Source organism: Gammaproteobacteria bacterium (genome assembly GCA_033720895.1).
Classification (GTDB): Bacteria; Pseudomonadota; Gammaproteobacteria; order Natronospirales; family JAJUFS01; genus JAWWBS01.
On record JAWWBS010000008.1, the window covers coordinates 1 to 17,314 of the forward strand.

The following is a 17,314-nucleotide window of genomic DNA, read 5'->3' on the forward strand; positions in this document are numbered from 1 at the left end:
AGCTTCGAAGTCGGTTCGCGACCCAGGGTGTCGTTGATCCACTTCGAGGTTTCCAGCAGGCGGGTCAGGTCGATACCGGTATCGATGCCCATGCCATGCAGCATGTACACGACTTCTTCCGTTGCCACGTTGCCAGCGGCACCCGCAGCATAAGGGCAGCCGCCCAGTCCCGAGATCGATGAATCAACCGTCGCGATACCCATGTCCAGGCAGGCCAGGATGTTGGCCAGCGCCTGGTTGCGCGTGTCGTGGAAATGAATGGCCAGGCGTTCCATAGGGACCCGTCGGGCGCAGTGATAGACCATCTGTCGCGCAACACGCGGCGTGCCGACGCCGATGGTGTCGCCCAGCGAGATTTCATAGCAGCCCATGCGGAACAGCTCGGCGGCCACTTCGGCAACCGCCTCCGGTGCGATGTCGCCCTCGTAGGGGCAGCCCAGCACGCAGGACACGTAGCCCCGCACCAGGATGTCGTTGTCGCGGGCCATCGCCATCACTGGCTCGAAGCGTTCCAATGATTCGGAGATCGAGGCGTTGATGTTCTTCTGGTTGAAGGACTCGGAAGCGGCGGTGAAAATCGAGACTTCCTTCGCACCCACCTCGATGGCGCGTTCCATGCCTTTTTCATTCGGGACCAGCACGGGGTAGTGCACGCCTTCGCGCTTCTGGATGCCCTGGAAGACGTCCGATGCGTCGGCCAGCTGCGGAATCCATTTCGGCGAGACAAAGCTGGTGACCTCGATCGACTCCAGGCCGGTCGTGGTCAGGCGATCGATGAACTCGATCTTGGTCGCGGTGTCGATTTCCTGCTTCTCGTTCTGCAGGCCGTCGCGGGGACCGACTTCGACAATGCGCACCTTGTCCGGAATCATCAGCATGGTCTGCTTCCTTCCTTATTCGTCTGCAGCGATGTCGACCAATGGGACTTCCGCGTCGACCATGTCGCCTTCACCGTAAAGCAGCTTCTCGATCTTGCCCTCGACACCCGCCTTCAGGGTGTATTCCATCTTCATGCCTTCCAGCACCAGGATCGGGTCACCGATCGCCACTTCGTCGCCTTCCTTGACGTGCACGGCCACGATGCGCCCCGGCATCGGCGAGCCCGGGTGTTTCTCGTCGGCACCGCCGACATCGGTAGCGGCGAAGGGATGCATGCGCGTCAGCTCGACCGTCTGCTCGTCGCAGGCCACCTGCACACGGTCATCCAGGCGCAGGATGGTGTAGCGACGGGTCATGTTGCCATCGGATACGGCAATGTCGGTTTCGTTCAGCAGTTCCGCAGCCAGTTCGCGCTCACCGTCTTCATTGCGAACAATGAAGCTGCCATTGCGACGACGGACGAAGCGGGTTGATTCGTTGTCGGCTTCATCCTTGAACATGAAGCGCCGACCACCCAGAGCGTTGACCTGGAAGCCGTCGTTGCGATCCCAGTCGGCTTCATCGGCATCATCCAGCATGAAGTCGAGTGCTGCTGCATCCAGCAGGTGCTCGGCAGCAGGTTCGGCCTGGTTCAGGGCGTCGAGATGCGTGTCGATGTAACGGGTATCGACATCACCCTTCACGAACGCCTCTTCCTGCGCAATGCGACGCAGCAGGGGCAGGTTGGTCGTGACGCCGAACACCGCCGTCTGGCCAAGCATTTCTCGCAATGACCCTAGGGCGCTTTCGCGGTCGTCGTTGTAGACCACCAGCTTGGCGATCATCGGGTCGTAATGGATGGTGATTTCATCACCCGTCTCCACACCGGTATCCAGTCGGAACTGCTCCGACTCGGGTGGTGTCACGAAGGCGTCGAGATGCCCCACCGAGGGCAGGAAGTCCTGTCGCGGCTTCTCCGCATAGAGTCGAACCTCTATGGCATGACCATCACGATCCAGTTCATCCTGCGCGAAGGGCAGGGGCTCTCCCGCAGCAACACGCAACTGCAACTCGACCAGGTCCATGCCGGTTGTCAGTTCGGTAACCGGGTGCTCCACCTGCAGGCGGGTGTTCATTTCCATGAAAAAGAAACTGCGATCGCTGCCGACGATGAATTCCACCGTACCAGCGTTGACGTAGTCGACTGCTTTCGCGGCTGCGACAGCAGCCTTGCCCATTTCCTCGCGCATCTTGTCATCAAGGAAGGGCGAGGGCGTTTCCTCGATGATCTTCTGGTAACGGCGCTGCACCGAGCATTCGCGCTCGAACAGGTGCACGACGTTGCCGTGCTTGTCGCCGAAGACCTGGAACTCGATATGGCGCGGGCCGTCGACAAAACGTTCCAGCAAGACGTTGTCATCGCCGAAGGCGGATTTGGCTTCGCGCTTCGCCGAGGTCAGCGCGTCGGCGAACTCGCCCTTGTCGCGCACGATGCGCATGCCCTTGCCGCCACCGCCGGCCGAGGCCTTGATCATCAGCGGGAAGCCGATCTTGTCGGCCTCGCCCGCCAGGAATTTCTCGTCCTGGTTCTCGCCGTGGTAGCCGGGTACGACCGGCACACCGGCCTTTTCCATGATCGACTTGGCAGTGTCTTTCGCGCCCATCTGGTCCATGACATCACCGGACGGACCAATGAACACCAGGCCGGCATCCTCCACCGCTTTCACGAACGCGGAGCGCTCGGAAAGGAAGCCGAAGCCGGGGTGAATGGCCTGTGCGCCAGTGGCTTTTGCAGCCTCGATGATCACGTCGCCCTTGAGGTAGGACTCGGACGGCGCGGCCCCACCGATGTGCACGGCTTCATCGGCCATGCGCACGTGACGGCCCTTGGCATCGGCATCCGAATACACCGCCACCGTCTTCACGCCAAGGTGGCGGCAGGTATCGATGATGCGGCAGGCGATTTCGCCTCGATTGGCGATCAGAATCTTGTTGAACATGCTCAGTCCTTGATCCAATTCGGAGGGCGCTTGTCGAGGAAGGCGCCCAGGCCTTCCTGTCCTTCGTCGGAGACGCGGATCTGTGCGATCAGCTCGGCGGTGGTCTTGATCAGGTGCTGTTCGGCATCATCGCCATGGTGGCAGACCTGACGCACCAGTTCCTTGGCCGCGCGCTGGGCTGCGGGACCGCCGGCGAGCAGCAGTTCAATTTCCTTCTCCACGGCAGAGTCCAGCTCATCCAGGGGAACCGATTCGTGTACCAGGCCAATGTGACGGGCCGTGGCGCAATCCATGGCTTCGGCCGTCAGGAAGAAGCGACGCGCATGGCGTTCGCCGATGGCGGCGATCACATAGGGCGAGATTACCGCGGGAACGAGGCCCAGCTTCACTTCGGACAGCGCGAACCTTGCATGTTCTGCCGCAATGGCAATATCGCAGCAGGCCACCAGGCCGACACCGCCACCGAACACGTGGCCGTTGACGCGGGCAATGGTCGGCTTGGGCAGGTTGTCCAGCACCTGCATGAGTTCGGCCAGCTTCAGCGAGTCCTCGAGGTTCTCGTCCTCGGAGTAGCTCGCCATGGATTTCATCCAGTTCAGGTCGGCTCCGGCGGAGAACGACTTGCCGTCACCGGTCAGGATCACGACTCGTACATCGTCATTGCGGCCGACCGCGAGCAGGGCGTCGGTAAGCTCGGCGATGATCTCCGCATTGAATGCGTTGTGCTTGTCGGCACGATCGATCATTACCGTGGCGATGCCGCGGGTGTCGATCGTGGTCTTGACGAAATTCGTTTCGGACATCGTTACATCCTGTAGATGCCATAGCGATCCACATCGCCATTGGCATTGAAGTTGTTCATCGAGGTGGCAAGTGCGAGCGACAGCACGCGACGGGTGTCGGCCGGGTCGATGATGCCGTCATCCCAGAGTCGCGCCGAGGCGTAGTAGGGATGGCCCTGGTCCTCGTACTGCTCGCGAATCGGTGCCTTGAAGCTTTCCTCGTCCTTGTCGCTCCATTCCTGGCCGCGTGCTTCCATGCCGTCGCGCTTGACGGTGGCCAGCACCGAGGCGGCCTGTTCGCCACCCATGACCGAGATGCGGGCGTTCGGCCACATCCACAGCATGCGGGCGCCGTAGGCTCGACCGCACATCGCGTAGTTGCCGGCACCGAAGGAGCCGCCAATGATCACGGTAAACTTCGGTACGGAAGCGGTCGCGACAGCGTTCACCATCTTGGCGCCGTTCTTGGCGATGCCTTCGTTCTCGTATTTCTGGCCGACCATGAAGCCGGTGATGTTCTGCAGGAAGATCAGCGGAATCCTGCGTTGCTCGCAGAGCTGGATGAAGTGCGCGCCCTTGAGCGCGGACTCGGAGAACAGGATGCCGTTGTTGGCAATGATACCGACGGGGTAGCCGTCGATGTGCGCAAAGCCGCAGACCAGCGTCTTGCCGTAAAGCTGCTTGAATTCCTGGAACTCGGAACCGTCGACAATGCGTGCGATCACTTCACGGATGTCATATGGAAAACGGGTTTCCTGCGGCACGATGCCGTAGACATCCTCGATCGGGTACTTCGGTTCCAGCGGCTCGCGCAGTGTTACGGGCAAGTCGGGTCGCGTGATGTTCAGGTAGGAAACGATGTCGCGGGCAATCGCCAGCGCGTGCTGGTCGTTGTCGGCGAGATGGTCGGTCACGCCCGAGGTTCGGGAGTGCACATCACCACCACCCAGCGATTCGGCATCGACTTCTTCACCGGTAGCGGCCTTCACCAGCGGTGGGCCACCGAGGAAGATGGTGCCTTGCTCCTTGACGATGATGGCTTCGTCGCACATTGCCGGCACGTAGGCGCCACCGGCGGTACAGGAGCCCATCACCACGGCGATCTGCGGAATGCCCAGCGCGGAAAGTCGCGCCTGGTTGTAAAAAATGCGGCCGAAGTGGTCCTTGTCCGGAAAGACCTCGTCCTGCAAGGGCAGGAAAGCGCCGCCGGAATCCACCAGGTAGATGCAGGGCAGGCGATTCTCCTGCGCGATTTCCTGGGCGCGGAGGTGCTTCTTGACCGTCAGCGGATAGTAGGTGCCGCCCTTGACCGTGGCGTCGTTGGCAACGATCACGCATTCGCGACCGTTCACGCGGCCAATGCCGGTGATCACGCCCGCGGCGGCCGGCGAGTCTTCGCCATACACGCCGTAGGCAGCAAGCTGCGAGAACTCGAGGAAGGGACTGCCATCATCGAGCAGCGCTTCGATGCGCTCGCGCGGCAACAGCTTGCCGCGATCGAGATGCTTCTGGCGGGCCTTTTCCGGGCCACCCAGTGCGGCAGTTGCGACCTTGTCGCGGAGGTCATCGACAATCGCCTGCATGTGCTTGGCATTGGCCTGGAATTCTTCCGAAGCCGGGTCTACCTGGCTCTTGATCACAGCCATGGGGTTGCTCCCTGGTCAGGTTGTCTTTCTTGTGGCGCCCCTCATTCTAGTGGAAGGGCTTGCTTTGCACACGGCAAGGCCGGGATGTATCGCTACAGTGCCCGGCCTTGCTTGCGAGAATCCTGCCGGATTCAGAGCATTTCGACAGCAATCGCCGTTGCTTCGCCGCCGCCGATGCACAGCGAGGCCACGCCCTTCTTGCCGCCACGCGCTTTCAGGGCGTGCAGCAGGGTGACGATCAGGCGGGCACCAGTGGCACCGATCGGATGACCCAGCGCGCAGGCGCCGCCGTTCACGTTGACCTTGTCGTGCGGCAGGTTGTGTTCCTTCATTGCGGCCATAGCGACCACGGCAAAGGCTTCGTTGATTTCGTAGAGATCGACGTCGTCGGCCTTCCAGTCGACTTTCTTCAGCACATTGGCAATCGCGCCGACCGGGGCGGTCGTGAACCATTCCGGCTCCTGCGCATGGCCGGCGTGGCCGACGATCTTTGCCAGCGGCTTGAGGCCGCGCCTTTCGGCTTCGGACTGGCGCATCAGTACCAGCGCCGCCGCACCGTCGGAAATCGAGGAAGAAGAAGCCGCCGTCACGGTGCCTTCCTTGGAGAAGGCAGCGCGCAGCGTCGGGATCTTTTCGATGTTGCAACGCGCCGGCTCTTCGTCGGTGTCGACGACCGTCTCGCCCTTGCGGTGCTTGACCGTGACCGGAACGATTTCGTCCTTGAAGCTGCCGTCTTCGACCGCCTTCTGGGCGCGCTTGACGGATTCAATGGAAAAGTTGTCCTGGTCTTCGCGCGAGAAGTTGTACTTGGTCGCGCACTGGTCGCCGAACATGCCCATCATCTGGCCGTCGTAGGGATTCTGCAGGCCGTCAAAGAACATGTGGTCGATCACCTGCTGGTGACCCATGCGCATGCCGCCACGCGCGTTCGGCAGCAGGTAGGGAGCATTGGTCATGGATTCCATGCCGCCGGCAACGATGACGTCGGCAGAACCGGCCGTGATCAGGTCGGCCGCCATCATGGTGGTCTTCATGCCGGAGCCACAGACCTTGTTCAGGGTCACGCAACCGGTTTCCTTCGGCAGGCCGGCACCGAGTGCAGCCTGGCGTGCCGGTGCCTGGCCCAATCCTGCCGGCAGCACGCAGCCCATGAAGACTTCATTGACGTCCTCACCCTTGATGCCGGCCGCTTCGACAGCCGCCTTGATGGCGGTGGCGCCGAGGTCCTGGGACTGGGCGCCGGACAGGCCGCCCTGGAAGGCGCCGATGGGCGTGCGCTTGGCGGATACGATGACGACGGGATCGTTGTTGCTCATTGCTTGCTCCGAACTCGTAGAGATTTATTCGCTGTCGCCGGATGCCTTGAACAGCTCGCGGCCGATCAGCATGCGACGGATTTCGTTGGTGCCGGCGCCGATGTCATACAGCTTGGCATCGCGCAGCAGGCGGCCGGTCGGGTATTCGTTGATGTAGCCGTTGCCGCCCAGCGTCTGGATGGCTTCCAATGACACCTTGACGGCATTTTCCGAGGCCATCAGCAGGCAGGCAGCCGCGTCAGTACGGACCTGTTCGCCGTTGTCGAACTGCTCGGCAATGCGATAGCTGAACGCTCGCGCCGACTGCAGCATGGTGTACATGTCCGCGACCTTGGCCTGCATGATGCCGAAGCTGCCGATGGATTCACCGAACTGCTTGCGCTCGTGCAGGTAGGGCAGGACCACATCCATCGCCGACTGCATGATGCCGATCGGGCCGCCGGACAGCACCAGGCGTTCCGAATCCAGGCCGCGCATCAGGATGTAGACCGCTTCGTTCACATTGCCGAGCACGTTTTCCTCGGGAATCTCGCAGTCCTCGAACACCAGCTCGCAGGTGTTCGAACCGCGCATGCCGAGCTTGTCCAGCTTCTGGGCCGTGGAGAAACCCTTCATGCCTTTTTCCACCAGGAAGGCGGTCATGCACTTCGAGCCTGCTTCCTTGCCAGCGGTGCGCATGTAGACGATCAGCACGTCGGCTTCCGGACCATTGGTGATCCACATCTTGTTGCCGTTGGCGACCCACACGTCGCCTTTCTTTTCGGCGCGGCAGGACATCGAGCCGACGACATCGGAGCCGGCGCCCGGTTCGGACATGGCCAGCGCGCCCTTGAACTCGCCAGAGCAGAGCTTAGGCAGGAACTTCTGGCGCTGTTCGTCAGTACCGTTCAGGTAGAGATTGTTCACGCACAGGTTGGAATGCGCACCGTATGAGAGACCGACCGACGCCGAGGCGCGGGAGATTTCTTCCATCGCGACGACATGCGCCAGGTAGCCCATGCCGGAACCGCCGAATTCCTCGGGGACGGTCATGCCCAGCAGGCCCATCTCGCCGAGCTTCGGCCAGAGTTCCTGCGGGAATTCGTTCTTTTCGTCGATTTCCGCTGCGCGCGGGGCAATCTCGGTCTCCGCAAAGCGGCGAACCGCATCGCGCAGCATGTCGAGATCTTCGTTGATGTTTGCCTTGATGACGCTCACGTGAAAATCCCTCTGGTCCGTGTCGAGCTTCGCAGCAGGTCATCGAGATGACCGGCGAAACCCGCGAATGTCAGTGCTGATGAATGACAGGGTGGCGTTCGCGGTATGGCGGGATACCGGTCGACTGCCCCCGCAGTCGACCGGTCCCGAAGGTCTTACTTGCGACCGCTGTAACGGTCGGCTTTCTGCTTGATGGTCGGCAGCTTGACCTGGCTCATGCGCGCAATGCGCTCTTCGGCCATGCGGTCTGCAGCCTTGTGACTGCCAATGCCATCGCGGTCGGCAACCTTGTAGATGTTCTCGATGATGTCGTAGACACCCGAGACCATGCGGTAGGCGCGTTCCTGGTCGTAGCCCTGCAGCTCGACGTAAACGTTCATCAGGCCGCCAGCGTTGATCGCGTAGTCAGGCGCGTAGACGATGCCTTTCTTGTTCAGCTCGTCGCCACAGGCGTCGTCGGCCAGCTGGTTGTTGGCGCAACCGGCAACGATGTCGAACTTGAACTGCGGGATGGTCTCTTCGTTGACCGTTGCGCCCAGTGCGCAAGGCACGTAGACGTCGGCGTCGAGGCCGTAGATGTCCTTGCCGTCGACCGCTTCGGCGCCCATTTCCACGCAGGCATCGATGCGCTCCTGGTTGATGTCGGCAACGAATACTTTCGCGCCTGCATCGGTCAGGGTCTTGACGATGTGCTGGCCGACATGACCCACGCCTTCAACGGCGTAGCTGCACTTGGACAGGTCGATGTGACCGTACTTCTTGTTCAGCGAAGCCTTGATGCCCTGGATGGTGCCGTAGGCCGTGAACGGGGACGGGTCGCCGCCGCCGCCATGGACCGGGTGCACGCCGACCACGTGGTCGGTTTCCATGTGGATGTAGTCCATCAGTTCGACGCTGGTGTTGACGTCCTCGGCAGTGATGTAACGACCGTTCAGCGACTCGATGAAGCGGCCGAAGGCGCGGAAGAAGGACTCACGCAGGGTGGCATCCTTGATCGGCTCGCCAATGATGACGGACTTGCCGCCACCGAGGTTCAGGCCGGACACGGCCGCCTTGTAAGTCATGCCGCGCGACAGGCGAAGCACGTCATTCAGGGCTTCTTCCTCCGACTTGTACGGCCACATGCGGCAGCCGCCCAGTGCAGGGCCCAGAACGGTGTTGTGAATTCCGATGATGGCCTTCAGCCCGGAATCCTGGTGATGGAAAAACACGACCTCTTCGTGGCCCATCTTCTCCAGGGTGGCGAAAAGCTCCATAACGTCCTCCTCGACGGAATATTGTCGTTTACTGCCAGCTCCGACCGACCCTCAAAATCGACCGTAGCGGGCTTCGCGACAGCGGCCCTCTTGGGGAGGGCCGCTGGATTGGGTGGCGAATTATAGACGCATAGACCATTTCAGGCACGTAAAATTCGTCATAGCGGGATTGCGGTCGTTTCTGCAGCAGCCCAAAGCGGGGTATAATCGTCGAGTTTTTCACAAGATAATTCGCGCATTCTGCGCGTCGGAATCCGCAGAAAACCCCGTCAGCAAGGGCTTTTCGAACCCCTGGCTCCCGGAAGGATGCCCAGGGCCCGGCAGGACGCCGAGAAAATTCGCATATAAGAGGTGTAGGCATGAACACGGCAGCTACGGAAATGCAGCAGGAGAAAGGCCAGGCGAAAAATCGCCCCTTGCGGTTCATCACCGCGGCTTCCCTGTTTGATGGTCACGATGCCGCGATCAACCTGATTCGCCGCCTGCTGCAACAGCATGGCGCCGAGGTCATTCACCTGGGCCACAATCGCTCGGTCCGGGAAATCGTGCGTGCTGCGCTGCAGGAGGATGCGGACGCCATTGCCTGCTCGTCCTACCAGGGCGGTCATAACGAGTACTTCAAGTACATGGTCGACATGCTCAAGGAAGAGGGCGCCGAGCACATCCGCGTGATCGTCGGTGGTGGCGGCACCATTTCACCGGAGGAGATCTCGACGCTGGAGTCGCAGGGCGTGGAAAAGATCTATACCCCGGACCACGGCATGGAAATGGGCCTGAACGGCATGATCGAGGACGTCTTCAAGCGCGTCCGTGCCTGGCAGAAGGCCGATTACGACAGTGCGAGTGCGAAGCCCGGCGACCACAAGGAGATCGCGCATGCCATTTCCCTGCTGGAGGCAACCGACCCGGATGACCCCAAGGTCGAGGCCTGGCGCAAGCAGTGGCGCGCGACCACCAACCAGCCCCCCGTTGTCGGACTGACCGGCACGGGTGGCGCCGGCAAGTCCAGTCTGACCGATGAGCTCCTGAACCGCTTTCGCCGTCATTTCCCGGAACTGAAGATTGCCGTACTGGCTGTCGACCCGACGCGTCGCCGCACCGGTGGTGCGCTGCTGGGCGACCGCATCCGCATGAACTCGCTGGACGAGGACGGCATCTTCATGCGCTCCATGGCGACCCGCCGCCAGCACCTGGCAACCAGCGCCACGTTGAAGGACGCCATCCAGTACCTCAAGTACGTCGGCTTTGGCCTGATCATCGTCGAGACTGCCGGCATCGGCCAGTCCGACACCGAGATCGTCGACCTGGTGGATTTCGCCGGTTACGTGATGACCTCGGATTTCGGCGCGGCCTCCCAGCTCGAAAAGATCGACATGCTGGATTTTGCCGACCTGGTCGCGATCAACAAGTTCGAAAAGCGGGGGGCCAAGGATGCGCTTCGTGATGTCCGCAAGCAGTGGAAGCGCAATCGCCTGAAATTCGACCTGGCCGACGACCAGGTACCGGTCTACCCGACCATCGCCAGCCAGTTCAACGACCCGGGTGTGAACCGCATGTTCAAGGCCCTGGTGGACAGCATGGTCGCGAAGCTGGACCTGCCGGCCGAGGCCTGGAAGGTCGATGGCGAATTCCCGGAAGTGGCAGTCGAGAAGCATGCCCTGATTCCGCCGCAGCGCGAACGCTACCTGGCCGAGATCGCCGAAGGTGGGCGCAAGGTGCACTCGGTCATCGCGAAGGAAGCCGAGGCGGCCTCCGAGGCGCATGGTTACTTCCAGGCGCTCAAGGCGCTGGAGGATGCCAGGCTGCCGAAGCCGCTGGACCTGTTCGAGGCTGATGACCTGCAGGACAAGGATTCGGATCTCTCGATTCGCACCCTGCGCCAACGCTACAACGAGGCGGTCAAATCCCTGTCACCCGAGAGCATCGAGCTGCTGAAGGACTGGGATATGGCGAAACAGGGCGCACGAACCGAGCAGTTTTCCTACGAAGTGCGGGGCAAGGAAATCAAGGGTGACAACTACACCGAATCGCTGTCGCACCTGCAGATTCCGAAGATCGGCCTGCCGAAATTCAGTGACTGGGGCGAGATCCTGCGCTGGCGTCGGGAGGAGAATCTCCCGGGCCATTACCCGTACACGGCGGGCGTGTTTCCCTACCGCCGCACGGGCGAAGATCCGGCGCGCATGTTCGCGGGCGAGGGTACGCCGGAGCGCACCAACCGCCGCTTCCATTACGTCTCGCACGGCCTGCCCGCCGCGCGCCTGTCCACTGCATTCGACTCGGTGACGCTGTACGGCGAAGACCCGGACGAGCGCCCGGATATTTACGGCCGCATTGGCAATTCCGGTGTCTCCATTGCCTCGGTGGACGACATGAAGAAGCTTTACTCAGGCTTCGACCTGTCCGCGCCGACAACGTCGGTGTCGATGACCATCAATGGTCCGGCGCCGATGATCCTGGCGATGTTCATGAACGCAGCGATCGATCAGAACGTCGAGCGTTACCTGAAAGAGCAGGGCAAGTGGGAAGAAGCAGAGAAGAAGATCGCGGCCATGTACAAGGACGGTTTGCGCCCGACCTACAATCGCGACCTGCCGGAAGGCCACGACGCTTTCGGCCTGGGCACGTTGGGCGTGCCCGGTGACCGCCTGGTCGACAAGGTCACCTACGACAGGATCAAGGCCCAGACACTCGCTACCGTGCGTGGCACCGTGCAGGCCGACATCCTCAAGGAAGACCAGGCGCAGAATACCTGCATCTTTTCCACGGATTTCGCCCTGCGCATGATGGGTGACGTGCAGCAGTACTTCATCGATAACAAGGTGCGAAATTTCTATTCCGTCTCGATCTCCGGCTATCACATCGCCGAGGCGGGCGCGAACCCGATCAGTCAGCTGGCCTTCACCCTGGCCAACGGTTTCACGCTGCTGGAGTACTATCTCGCGCGCGGCATGGACGTGAACGATTTCGCACCGAACTTCTCGTTCTTCTTCTCCAATGGCATGGACCCGGAGTACTCGGTCATCGGCCGCGTCGCGCGCCGCATCTGGGCACGAGCCCTGCGCGACCTGTACGAAGCCGGCCCGCGGGCGCAGATGCTGAAGTATCACATCCAGACGTCGGGGCGCTCGCTGCACGCGCAGGAGATCCAGTTCAACGATATCCGTACCACGTTGCAGGCCCTCTACGCGCTGTATGACAACTGCAACAGCCTGCATACCAACGCCTATGACGAGGCGTTGACCACGCCGACCGAGGAATCGGTTCGACGCGCGTTGGCGATCCAGCTGATCATCAACAAGGAGCTGGGGCTTAACAAGAACGAGAATCCGCTGCAGGGCTCTTTCATCATCGAGGAGCTCACCGACCTGGTCGAAGAGGCGGTCTACCAGGAATTCGAGCGGATCTCGGAGCGCGGTGGCGTGCTGGGCGCCATGGAAACCATGTACCAGCGCGGCAAGATCCAGGAAGAGTCCCTGTACTACGAGGGCAAGAAGCATGATGGCTCCTTGCCGATCGTGGGCGTCAACACCTTCCTCGGCAAGGACGACGAGGGTACGGAGGAGCCAGAACTGATCCGCTCCACCGAAGAAGAAAAACAGGCCCAGATTCAGGCCGTGCAGACCCAGCACAAGCATCATGCCGAAGCCATCGAAAAGGCGCTCAAGGACCTGAAGGATGCGGCCGCATCGGGAGGCAATGTCTTTGCGGAGCTGATGGAGGCGGTCAAGGTTTGCACCCTCGGTCAGATCAGCCAGGCCTTGTACGAAGTTGGTGGGCGTTACCGTAGGAATATGTAATGTGAACTGCGTCACAAAACGGCCCCGGCGACAGGCGGGGCCGTTTTTTTTGGATTCGGGGGACGCATATCCGGGGCGTTTTGGCAAGTGCCCGCAACCATGCTGCATAAGCGAAAAATATCAAGTCCAGCAAGGGGTTATACCTGCTTTTTGCTCCCTTTCCTTTTCCAAAGGTCTTTGCTACATTCGATGGCCGCGCTGCGTAAGACAGCGCAGCGGTACGCCTTTGCTGAACCTTTTTCAGTAACTCAGAAAAATCAAGGTATCGAAATGTCGAACTCAATCAACAGAAAGCTGATCACGGCCGTCGGCGGCCTTTGCGCGCTGTTTGCCGTGACCGCTTCGCAGGCGGCTCCTGAGGACGTCCTCAAGACCACCGTCCAGACCCAGCAGCAGACCAACACGGCTTCTGCCCGCTCACAGGCCCGCGTTGACCAGGTCAGTGACGAGACGCAGAACATGCTGGCTGAATACCTGGTGACCACGCAGCAGACCGATCGCCTGCGTGTCTACAACCAGCAGCTGGAAAAGCTCATCCGTGACCAGGAAGAGGAAAAGATCTCCATCCGCAAGCAGCTTGAGGATGTCGAGGTCGTGGAGAAGGAAATTCTCCCCTTGATGATCCGCATGGTCGACAGCCTCGAGAAATTCGTGAAGCTGGACATGCCGTTCCTGCTGGAAGAGCGCACCAATCGCGTCCTCGAGCTGAAAGACATGCTCGATAAGGCCAATGTGACGGTGTCCGAAAAGTACCGTCGCGTGATGGAAGCCTATTCGACGGAAACCGAGTACGGCCGCACCATCGAGGCCTATCGTGGCTTGTTGCCGCTGGGTGAAGGTGGCGAAGACACCAACGTCGATATCCTTCGCGTTGGCCGCGTACTTCTCGCTTACCAGACCACCGACCGCGAAAACGTCGGTTTCTGGAACAAGGCGACGGGTCAGTGGCAAGAGCTGCCGAGCGACTACAACGATGCCATTTCCGATGGCCTGCGTATCGCCCGCAAGCAGATGGCCCCTGAACTCATGACGCTTCCTGTTTCTGCTCCGGAGTCAGCCAAATGAGAACTCTTATTATTAGTGCAATGATGTCGCTGCTGGTTGTCTCCGGCTCCGCTTTCGCGGGCCAGCCGGCCAGCGAACCGACAACCCTGGACGAACTGCTGCAGCAGGTTCGCCAGGCAAGCCGCTCGGTTGCCGCTGAGAACCAGCGTCGCGAGCGTGAATTCAACCAGGCGCTTGATCGCCAGCAGCAGTTGCTGGAGCAGGCCCGCCAGGAGCTGGCCACCGAGGAGGCCCGTTCGGACCGCCTTCGCTCCAGCTTCGACGCCAACGAGCGTGAACTGACCCAGCTGTCCGAGACCCTGCGTACCCGCATGGGTAACCTGGGCGAAGTCTTCGGTGTCGTTCGCCAGATGGCTGGTAACGCCAAGTCCATGGTTGATAACTCTCTGGTATCCGCACAGATCGAAGACCGCGGCGAGGTGCTTTCCAAGCTGGCACAGTCGCGCGCACTGCCGACGATTTCGGAACTCGAGCAGCTGTGGTTCACCTTCCAGACCGAAATGACGGAATCGGGCAAGGTCATTCGATTCAACGACGAAGTTGTTGGTCAGGACGGTGTCCCGATGCAGTCGCAAGTCGTTCGCGTCGGTACTTTCGTTACGATCAACCAGGATGGCTTCCTGCAGTTCCTGCCTGAGACGGGCGCCCTTGTCGAGCTGGGTCGCCAGCCGGCTGGTCGTTATGTCGACATGGCTGAGGAGCTTTACACCGCCGAGGGCGGTGATAGCCCGGTCATGATGGCCATCGATCCGACCCGCGGTCAGTTGCTGGGTGCGCTGATCCAGGCGCCGACCCTTGCCGAGCGTATCGACCAGGGTGGCATCATCGGTTACATCACCCTGACGCTGGGTCTTGGTGGCGTGATCATCGCCCTGATGCGCCTTGGCTACCTGTTCGGTGCCGGCCGCAAGATCAAGGCGCAGTTGGGTACTGGCAAGGCCAGCCCGGACAACGCGCTGGGTCGCGTACTGGGTGTCTATGCCGAGAACCGCAACGACGATATCGAGACGCTGGAGCTGAAGCTCGACGAGGCAATCCTCAAGGAAACGCCGGAATTCGAGAAGTGGCAGAACGGCATCAAGATCCTGGCCGCGGTAGCACCGCTGATGGGTCTGCTCGGTACCGTTACCGGCATGATCCAGACCTTCCAGTCGATCACCCTGTTCGGTACTGGTGATCCGAAGCTGATGGCCGGCGGTATTTCGCAGGCGCTGGTTACGACCGTAGAAGGTCTCGTGGTCGCGATTCCGCTGGTGCTGCTGCACAGCGTTGTTGCCTCGCGCAGCAAGGAACTGATCCAGATTCTCGAGGAGCAGAGCGCGGGCATCATTGCAGCGCATGCTGAAAAGCAGCAATGAACGGAATCGTCAGAACATTCGAAGGCATCCGCGACTTCTTTGAAGCCGGCGGGGACGTCCTCTGGATCGTTCTGTTCATCACGATCCTGATGTGGACCTTCATCATTGAACGGCTCTGGTACTACAGAGCCATTCATCCGGGCCGCATCGAGAAGACGATTCGTGACTGGCAGTCTCGGGAGGACCAGGAAAGCTGGTTCGCGAAGCGTATTCGCGAGCAGATGATTTCCGAGGTTTCCATCGAGGCCCATCGTTTCGTCATTCTCATCAAGACCCTCATTGCGGTACTGCCGCTGGTGGGTCTGCTGGGAACGGTGACCGGGATGATCCAGGTTTTCGACGTCATGGCTGTCATGGGTACCGGTAACGCTCGCGAAATGGCGGGCGGTGTATCGGCCGCGACGCTCCCGACAATGGCCGGCATGGTTGCGGCTCTGTCCGGGCTCTACTTCGGTACGTTCCTTGACCGCAAGGCCAAGATCGAAGTGGAGAAGGTCGAAGACGAGCTGCGTCATTACTGAACAGGTGAACAATGAGACGCAAGCATAAGCGCGATCAGGAAGAAGCTGACATCAACATGACCCCGATGCTCGACATCGTGTTCATCATGCTCATCTTCTTCATCGTGACGACCTCCTTCGTGAAGGAGATCGGTATCGACGTGAACCGCCCCACTGATTCTCCGCCGGAGACGAAAGAGGAAAGTGAGGTCGTATTGATCGAGATCTCGGAAACCGGCGAGATCAGCATTGCTGGTCGTACCGTTGACGTCCGTGCCGTGCAGGCCAACGTCGAGCGGGCGCGGGCCGAGAAGCCGGATGCCACGGTCGTGGTATCAGCCGCCAAGGAAGCGGATGCAGGCGTGATGGTCAGGGTTATCGACCAGGCCCGGCTTGCCGGTGCCAAGAACGTCTCGATCGCGTCGGATAACTAACTCGGTTTCCGGGGGCACTTGTGGCTCCCGGGACTGTCTAAAGAGAAGATCATGGCTAGAAGACACGCTCAACCTGAGGAAGATGCTGAGATCAACATGACCCCGATGCTCGACATCGTGTTCATCATGCTCATCTTCTTCATCGTGACGACCTCCTTCGTCAAGGAGGCTGGCTTCGAGGTCACTCGACCGCCGGCATCCACTGCGGAGGAGAAGAAGCTGGGCAACGTGATGATCGCCATCACCGACACGGGTGCCGTGTGGATGTCCAAGCGTGAAGTCGAGCTGACTCAGGTTCGCCTGCTGGTCGAACAGGCCAAGTCGGAGAATCCCGAGGGCAGCGTTGTCATCATCGCTGATGAAAATGCACCGACCGGTGTTGTCGTCCAGGTCATGGACGAAGCCCGGAAGGCTGGCGCCGACCGGGTTGCCCTGGCCGCGCAGGAGGGTAGCAGCTGATGAGATACGGAATTTCACTCGTACTTGGCGTAATCATGGCAATTGCCCTGTTTGCGCTGATGGATCGGCTGGTCTCGGGCTCGGGTACCGGTAACTTCGACAAGGAATCGACCCAGTTCGTCGACTTCATCCGCGTCAAGCGTGACGAACAGACACGAACGAAGGATCGCCAGATTCCAGAGAAGCCGGAGCCGCCGAAGAAGCCGCCACCGCCGCAGATTGCGACGACCAGTGCGGATACCCGTCCGCAGACGCCGGAGCTCAACATGAACCTGCCGCAGATCGGCACCTCGGTTGGTGCCGGTGGACCGTTCATGGGTAATCCCTTCCAGGGCATGGCCACCGGTGACGGTGATGTCATTCCTATCGTGCAGGTCCAGCCGCGGTATCCGCGTGAAGCGCTGCGTAACTGCATTACCGGATCGGTGAAGCTCGAGTTCACCATCCTGGAAGATGGCTCTGTCGAAGACCCGCGAGTCATCGAAGCCGATCCGCCGCGCTTGTTCAATCGCGAGGCCGAGCGAGCCATTCTCCGGTGGAAATTCAAACCGCGCATCATTGACGGTCGTCCGGTTTCGCGTCCGGCATCGTTGACCATGGGCTTTGAGCCTCCTCAGGGCTGCTGATAGCCGCTGAGGGGAGG

The 17,314-nt window shown here is 60.7% G+C and carries 14 protein-coding genes; 7 read left to right on the forward strand and 7 right to left on the reverse strand.

The window, feature by feature from the left end; all coding sequences use genetic code 11:
- From R3217_02365 to R3217_02395, 7 genes are all read right to left on the reverse strand, one after another.
- The coding region (locus tag R3217_02365) for a hydroxymethylglutaryl-CoA lyase (protein MDX1454277.1) at window positions 1-869 on the reverse strand (869 nt) is incomplete at its 3' end.
- 24 nt (window positions 870-893) lie between these two features.
- The gene (locus tag R3217_02370; GenBank protein ID MDX1454278.1) at window positions 894-2,858 is read right to left on the reverse strand and encodes an acetyl/propionyl/methylcrotonyl-CoA carboxylase subunit alpha; all 1,965 of its coding nucleotides are present in this window, start codon (window positions 2,856-2,858) and stop codon (window positions 894-896) included.
- Between the two features lie 2 nt (window positions 2,859-2,860).
- Entirely contained in the window at window positions 2,861-3,661 is an 801-nt protein-coding gene (locus R3217_02375) for an enoyl-CoA hydratase/isomerase family protein (protein ID MDX1454279.1), read from the reverse strand.
- Between the two features lie 2 nt (window positions 3,662-3,663).
- Window positions 3,664-5,286 (reverse strand): carboxyl transferase domain-containing protein, encoded by a 1,623-nt coding sequence (locus R3217_02380; protein MDX1454280.1) that lies wholly within the window; start codon window positions 5,284-5,286, stop codon window positions 3,664-3,666.
- A gap of 131 nt (window positions 5,287-5,417) precedes the next feature.
- On the reverse strand, window positions 5,418-6,602 hold the full coding sequence (locus R3217_02385; GenBank protein ID MDX1454281.1) for an acetyl-CoA C-acyltransferase: 1,185 nt from the start codon (window positions 6,600-6,602) through the stop codon (window positions 5,418-5,420).
- A 24-nt stretch (window positions 6,603-6,626) separates the two neighbouring features.
- Window positions 6,627-7,760 (reverse strand): isovaleryl-CoA dehydrogenase, encoded by a 1,134-nt coding sequence (locus R3217_02390; GenBank protein ID MDX1454282.1) that lies wholly within the window; start codon window positions 7,758-7,760, stop codon window positions 6,627-6,629.
- A 194-nt stretch (window positions 7,761-7,954) separates the two neighbouring features.
- Window positions 7,955-9,055 carry a Glu/Leu/Phe/Val dehydrogenase dimerization domain-containing protein gene (locus R3217_02395; GenBank protein MDX1454283.1) on the reverse strand — a complete coding sequence of 367 codons (1,101 nt, stop codon included), beginning with the start codon at window positions 9,053-9,055 and terminating at the stop codon, window positions 7,955-7,957.
- A 359-nt stretch (window positions 9,056-9,414) separates the two neighbouring features.
- Between R3217_02395 and R3217_02400 the strand changes: the two genes are divergently transcribed.
- The 7 genes from R3217_02400 to R3217_02430 all read left to right on the forward strand — a co-directional run bounded on the left by R3217_02400 (window position 9,415) and on the right by R3217_02430 (window position 17,297).
- A complete protein-coding gene (locus R3217_02400; GenBank protein ID MDX1454284.1) occupies window positions 9,415-12,855 on the forward strand; it encodes a methylmalonyl-CoA mutase family protein in 3,441 nt (1,146 codons plus the stop codon).
- A 270-nt stretch (window positions 12,856-13,125) separates the two neighbouring features.
- The gene (locus R3217_02405) at window positions 13,126-13,920 is read left to right on the forward strand and encodes a DUF3450 domain-containing protein (GenBank protein ID MDX1454285.1); all 795 of its coding nucleotides are present in this window, start codon (window positions 13,126-13,128) and stop codon (window positions 13,918-13,920) included.
- The gene (locus R3217_02410; GenBank protein ID MDX1454286.1) at window positions 13,917-15,278 is read left to right on the forward strand and encodes a MotA/TolQ/ExbB proton channel family protein; all 1,362 of its coding nucleotides are present in this window, start codon (window positions 13,917-13,919) and stop codon (window positions 15,276-15,278) included. Before R3217_02405 ends, R3217_02410 begins: the two co-directional genes overlap by 4 nt.
- Window positions 15,275-15,799, forward strand: a complete 525-nt coding sequence (locus R3217_02415; GenBank protein MDX1454287.1) for a MotA/TolQ/ExbB proton channel family protein — start codon at window positions 15,275-15,277, stop codon at window positions 15,797-15,799. The genes R3217_02410 and R3217_02415 overlap by 4 nt, the downstream gene beginning before the upstream one ends.
- An 11-nt stretch (window positions 15,800-15,810) precedes the next feature.
- Window positions 15,811-16,212: a biopolymer transporter ExbD gene (locus R3217_02420; protein ID MDX1454288.1), complete on the forward strand. Its 402-nt coding sequence runs from the start codon at window positions 15,811-15,813 to the stop codon at window positions 16,210-16,212.
- 51 nt (window positions 16,213-16,263) lie between these two features.
- The gene (locus R3217_02425) at window positions 16,264-16,671 is read left to right on the forward strand and encodes a biopolymer transporter ExbD (GenBank protein ID MDX1454289.1); all 408 of its coding nucleotides are present in this window, start codon (window positions 16,264-16,266) and stop codon (window positions 16,669-16,671) included.
- Window positions 16,671-17,297 (forward strand): energy transducer TonB, encoded by a 627-nt coding sequence (locus tag R3217_02430; protein ID MDX1454290.1) that lies wholly within the window; start codon window positions 16,671-16,673, stop codon window positions 17,295-17,297. The genes R3217_02425 and R3217_02430 overlap by 1 nt, the downstream gene beginning before the upstream one ends.
- Window positions 17,298-17,314: the final 17 nt, after the last annotated feature.

Coding starts and splice junctions, on each gene's coding strand:
- R3217_02370 (MDX1454278.1), bottom strand. CDS start 2,858: ATGTTCAACAAGATTCTGATCGCCAATCGAGGCGAAATCGCCTGCCGC.
- R3217_02415 (MDX1454287.1), top strand. CDS start 15,275: ATGAACGGAATCGTCAGAACATTCGAAGGCATCCGCGACTTCTTTGAA.
- R3217_02380 (MDX1454280.1), bottom strand. CDS start 5,286: ATGGCTGTGATCAAGAGCCAGGTAGACCCGGCTTCGGAAGAATTCCAG.
- R3217_02385 (MDX1454281.1), bottom strand. CDS start 6,602: ATGAGCAACAACGATCCCGTCGTCATCGTATCCGCCAAGCGCACGCCC.
- R3217_02375 (MDX1454279.1), bottom strand. CDS start 3,661: ATGTCCGAAACGAATTTCGTCAAGACCACGATCGACACCCGCGGCATC.
- R3217_02425 (MDX1454289.1), top strand. CDS start 16,264: ATGGCTAGAAGACACGCTCAACCTGAGGAAGATGCTGAGATCAACATG.
- R3217_02410 (MDX1454286.1), top strand. CDS start 13,917: ATGAGAACTCTTATTATTAGTGCAATGATGTCGCTGCTGGTTGTCTCC.
- R3217_02395 (MDX1454283.1), bottom strand. CDS start 9,055: ATGGAGCTTTTCGCCACCCTGGAGAAGATGGGCCACGAAGAGGTCGTG.
- R3217_02400 (MDX1454284.1), top strand. CDS start 9,415: ATGAACACGGCAGCTACGGAAATGCAGCAGGAGAAAGGCCAGGCGAAA.
- R3217_02405 (MDX1454285.1), top strand. CDS start 13,126: ATGTCGAACTCAATCAACAGAAAGCTGATCACGGCCGTCGGCGGCCTT.
- R3217_02390 (MDX1454282.1), bottom strand. CDS start 7,760: ATGCTGCGCGATGCGGTTCGCCGCTTTGCGGAGACCGAGATTGCCCCG.
- R3217_02420 (MDX1454288.1), top strand. CDS start 15,811: ATGAGACGCAAGCATAAGCGCGATCAGGAAGAAGCTGACATCAACATG.
- R3217_02430 (MDX1454290.1), top strand. CDS start 16,671: ATGAGATACGGAATTTCACTCGTACTTGGCGTAATCATGGCAATTGCC.